At 69.7% G+C, this 4,656-nt stretch carries 4 protein-coding genes; 1 reads left to right on the forward strand and 3 read right to left on the reverse strand.

Features of this window, described 5'->3' with window-relative positions; translation table 11 throughout:
* The coding region (locus D7W79_RS39005) for a hemolysin family protein (protein WP_147442277.1) at positions 1–981 on the reverse strand (981 nt) is incomplete at its 3' end.
* Positions 982–1,195: 214 nt separating this feature from the next.
* On the opposite strand from D7W79_RS39005, the gene D7W79_RS39010 reads away from it, so the two are divergent.
* The gene (locus tag D7W79_RS39010; RefSeq protein ID WP_120530308.1) at positions 1,196–2,230 is read left to right on the forward strand and encodes a PA0069 family radical SAM protein; all 1,035 of its coding nucleotides are present in this window, start codon (positions 1,196–1,198) and stop codon (positions 2,228–2,230) included.
* Positions 2,231–2,249: 19 nt separating this feature from the next.
* Here the strand turns inward: D7W79_RS39010 and D7W79_RS39015 are convergent, their stop codons facing one another.
* On the reverse strand, positions 2,250–2,498 hold the full coding sequence (locus D7W79_RS39015; protein ID WP_120530309.1) for a GlsB/YeaQ/YmgE family stress response membrane protein: 249 nt from the start codon (positions 2,496–2,498) through the stop codon (positions 2,250–2,252).
* A gap of 29 nt (positions 2,499–2,527) precedes the next feature.
* Entirely contained in the window at positions 2,528–4,591 is a 2,064-nt protein-coding gene (locus tag D7W79_RS39020; RefSeq protein ID WP_244222218.1) for a M13 family metallopeptidase, read from the reverse strand.
* Between the last annotated feature and the right edge of the window lie 65 nt (positions 4,592–4,656).

Consider the following 4,656-nt stretch of genomic DNA (forward strand, 5'->3'; position numbering starts at 1 on the left):
CACCAACCCCTCCACCCGCCCCTTACGGCCCACCACCAGGGCCTGCGTGGCGCGCTGCTCGCGAAGCAGCGTGAGCAGCTGATCCGCCTTCAGCCCCCTGCGCACCCGGGGCAGCGGACGCAGCACGTCCCGCAGCGGAGGCATCTGGCCATGCCGGGCGTAGTGGCAGGCCAGGTCCTTCGTGTGGATGAGGCCCAGCACCTTCTCCAGCGAGCCCTCGTAGACCGGAAGGCGCATGTACGGGCTGGCGATGGCCCGGCGCAGCACCTCGTCGGGGGAGACGGTGATGTCGAGCGCGGCGATGCGCTTGCGCGGCACCATGAGTTCCCCCGCCGTGCGCTGGCCCAGCCGGAGCGCGCGCTGGAGCTGGCTGCGGGCCTCCGACTCCAGGCTTCCGGAGGCGTGGCTCTCCGCGATGAGCAGCTCCAGTTCCTCCGGTGTGTGGACGTGGTGGGAGTCGTCGCCAGGCTTCACGCCGAAGGGGCGCAGCAACACGAGCGCGCTGCCGTTGAGCACCCGGAGGAAGCCCGAATACAGCTTGAGCGACAGGCGCATGGGCGCGTAGACCCAGAGCGCCGAGCGCAGCGTGAACTGGAGCGCGAACGACTTCGGGACCAGCTCCCCGAAGAGGACCTGCGCGCCCGTCAGTCCCGCCAGGACCGTGACCTCCGCCGTCGAGTGCGCCGCTCCACTCCCCAGTCCCCCCAGCCGCTGGAGGAGGGCCGCGAGCGGTGCCGTGAGCGCCCCTTGCGCATACGCCCCCACGATGAGGCTGGAGAGCGTGATGCCAATCTGACAGGCGGCCACGTAGCGGTCGAGCTTCGCTCCATCCTGAAGCACCGCGAGCAGGCCCGCGGCGCGGCGATTCCCCTTCTGCGCGAGGGGCCGCAGCTGCGTGGCGCGCAGACGTACCGCCGTGAACTCCGCGATGACGTAGAGCGCGTTGACGGCGATGAGCAGCAAGATGACCAACCACGCCATGGTGCTATGCCCTGTCCTGGAACAACTCTCGGGGTGCCTTCACCCCGGGACGATGGGCACCGCTCCCTGCCCCGTCACGGCGGTCCCCCCATGGACTCCGGTCCAATGAGGCCGGGGAGCCCCGGAGGGCAGCCGGCCAGCCACGCCTCTCGCGCACGTCATCGACGGCCGCTCATGCCTTGACTGAACGGGCTTTCAGCCGCACCCTGTGAGGGTGAAGGCCCGTCCCGTCGACAATCCGCCCAACCCCTGGGCCAGCACCGCGGTGGAGTACCTGGACGAGATCCCCCCCGCGCGTCTGGAAGTCTGGGAGGACCACAGCCGCTCCATCATCGCGAGCAACGACAGCCCCGACGTGTGCTTCTCCTGGAGCGTCAACCCGTACCGGGGCTGCCTCCACGCCTGCGCCTACTGCTACGCGCGCCCCACGCACCAGTACCTGGACTTCGGCGCGGGTACCGACTTCGAGACCCGCCTCGTCGTCAAACCCAACGCTCCGGAGCTGCTGCGCGAAGCCTTCGACCGTCCGTCGTGGAAGGGCGAGACGGTCGTCTTCAGCGGCGTCACCGACTGCTACCAGCCGCTGGAGGCGTCGCTGCGGCTCACCCGCCAGTGCCTGGAGGTCTGCGCCGAGTACCGCAACCCCGTGGGCATCATCACCAAGGGCGTGCTGATTGAACGCGACCTGGACGTGCTCCAGCGGCTCGCGGGCGAGGCCCGGCTCACCGTGAGCGTCAGCCTCCCCTTCCACAACGAGGAGCTGGCGCGCGCCATGGAGCCGCTGGTCGCCACGCCCAAGCGCAGGCTGGCCACCATCCGCAAGCTCACGGAGGCCGGCATCGACGTGGCCGTGTCCGTGGCCCCCATCATCCCCGGCCTCAACGACGAGGACATCGCGCGGGTGCTCGCGTCCGCGCGCGAGGCCGGCGCCACGCGCGCGCACTACACGCTCCTGCGGCTGCCCGGCCCCGTGCAGGCCGTGTTCGAGGAGCGCCTGCGCGCGAAGCTGCCCCTGCGCGCGGACCGGGTGCTGCACCGCATCCGCGAGACGCGCGGCGGAGAGCTCACCGACGGCCGCTTCAAGCACCGCATGCGCGGCGAAGGGCTCTACGCGCAGACCATCCACCAGCTCTTCGCGACGGCGGCGCGCAAGGTGGGCATGCGCGCCTCGTCCGTCACGGAGGCCGCGCCGGACACCTTCCGGCGTCCCGCGCGGCCCTCCAACTCCCCCCAGCTGTCGCTCTTCTAGGCAGCGACGCGGGAGGGTCCTATCTGCGGATGACTTGCAGGATGGACAGCAGGATGACGGCGCCCACCGTGGCCACCAGCAGCGAGTACAGGTTGAAGCCCGTCACGCCGCTGCCGCCAAAGAAGCTGAACACCCAGCCGCCCAGCATGGCGCCCACGATGCCGGCGACGATGTTGGCGAACATCCCCATCCGGGCGTTGGTGCCCTTGATGATGCTGGCCAGCCAGCCCGCGATACCGCCCAACACCAGCCACGAACAGATGCTCATGACATCCTCCTTCAGGTAGGGCCGAAGGCCTACCAGACCTCACAGCGGTTCGCAGCCGGTGCCACCATCTTCGACCCCGCGGGGCAGGAGAAGGCCTGCTGGAACTGCGGCAGGTTCACATCCGGCCCCTTCACGCGCAGGAACGCCGGCGAGTGCGAATCCGTCAGCGCCCGCTGCCGCGCAGCCTCATTACGAATCTTCGAGCACCACGATTGCGCGTGCGCGAGGAAGAACTGCTGCCCCGGGGTGAACCGGTAGGAATTCGCCTTCGCCGCCTGGTCCGGGTGCTTGGCCAGGTACGCCTCCATGGCCGCGTACGCCAGCTTGAGGCCGCCCAGGTCCGCGACGTTCTCGCCCAGGGTGAGCTTGCCGTTCACCTTCACGTCGTCCACGGCCTTGTACTGGTCGTACTGGTTCTTCACGCACGACACGCGCTCACGGAAGGCCTTGTCCGACGCCGGGGTCCACCACGTGCGCAGGTTGCCGTCCGCGTCGAACTGGCGGCCCTCGTCGTCGAAGCCGTGGGTGATTTCGTGGCCCACCACCATGCCCATGGCGCCGAAGTTCACCGCCGCGGATGCGTCCCGCCCGAAGAATGGCGGCTGGAGGATGCCTGCCGGGAAGACGATCTCGTTGGTGGCCGCGTTGTAGTAGGCGTTCACCGTGGGCGGCGACATGAGCCACTCCTGCCGGTCCACCGGCTGGCCCACCTTGCGCAGCTGGCGCGCCTGTTCGAACGCGTCCGCCGCCAGCAGGTTGTCCAGGAACGAGTCGCGCTTCACGGTCAGCCCGTCGTAGCTGCGCCACTGGTCCGGGTAGCCGATCTTGTTGGTGATCTTCTTCACCTTCACCAGGGCCTGCGCCTTGGTCTCCGCGTCCATCCAGGACAGCGTGTCCAGGTTGCGCTCGAAGGACTGCTCAATCTGCTGGACCATGTCCAGCGTGGTGGCCTTGCCGTCCGCGCCGAAGGTGCGCGCGATGAAGGGCTTGGCCAGCGCGTGCGGCAGCGCGTCGTCGGTGGCCTCCACGCACTTCTTCCAGCGCGCCAGGTCCGCCTTCGCGCCGGTGAGCACCGTGGACTCGAAGCGGAAGAACTCGTCGCGCAGCGCCTTGGGCAGCGCCGTCTGCGCGTGCTCCACCAGGTGGTAGGAGAGGTACGGCCCCATGTCGGACGGCCGCTGCTGACGCACCAGCCCGGACACCTCCGAGAAGAACTTCGGCTGCGTCACGTTGAGCGCTTCACCGGCGGGCAGCCCCACCTCCGCGAAGTACGTGTCCCACTGGAAGCCGGGGGCCAGCTGCTTCAGGCCCTGTCGCTCCAGGCGGTGGTAGACCTTCTCCGGCTCGCGCGTCTCGTCCTTGGGCAGCCGCGCGTTGGCCAGGCGCGTCTCGATGGCGACGATGCCCGTGGCCTTGCGGCTGGCGACGAAGGGCGCGTCGCCCAACAGCTCGAACACCTTCTGCACGTGCGCCTGGTAGGCGGCGCGCGCCTCGCGCATCTTCACGTCCGGCTTGAGGTAGTAGTCGCGGTCCGGCAGGCCCAGGCCGCCGGCGTCCACCACGGCGATGACCTGCGTGGAGTCCTTCTGGTCCTGATCCGACGTCACGCGGAACAGCGCGTTCACGTTGCGCGCGTGCAGCCACGCCACTGCCTTGGCCACCTCCTGCGGGCTCTTCAGGCCGTTGAGCTTCGCCAGATAGGTGCGCAGCGTGGGCAGCGACGCTTCCAGCTTCGCCTCGTCCATGCAGGCGCCGTAGTAGTCCCCCAGCTTCTTCTCCTCCGGGGTGCCCTCGCCCTGCCCCTCCGCGGCCTTGGTGAGGATGTCGCGCAGCACGGTCTGGTTGCGCTCGGCCACCGTCTCGAAGCCGCGGCTCCAGCGGGCGCGCTCGGCGGGGATCTCCGTGGTCTTCAGCCAGCCGCCACACGCGTAGGCGTAGAAGTCGTCACAGGGGTTCGCGGACGGGTCCATCACCGCGGCGTCCAGGCCCGGGGGCATGGGGCGCTCGGCCATGGGCACGTTGGCGTTGGGGGCCGTGGGCTCGGACGGAGCGGGCGTGGCCTGCTCCGACGGGGCCAGCCGCGCGTTGGCCAGGCGCGTCTGATGGCGACGATGCCCGTGGCCTTGCGGCTGGCGACGAAGGGCGCGTCGCCCAACAG

Source organism: Corallococcus exercitus (assembly GCF_003611585.1).
In the GTDB taxonomy this organism is placed as follows: Bacteria; Myxococcota; Myxococcia; order Myxococcales; family Myxococcaceae; genus Corallococcus; species Corallococcus exercitus.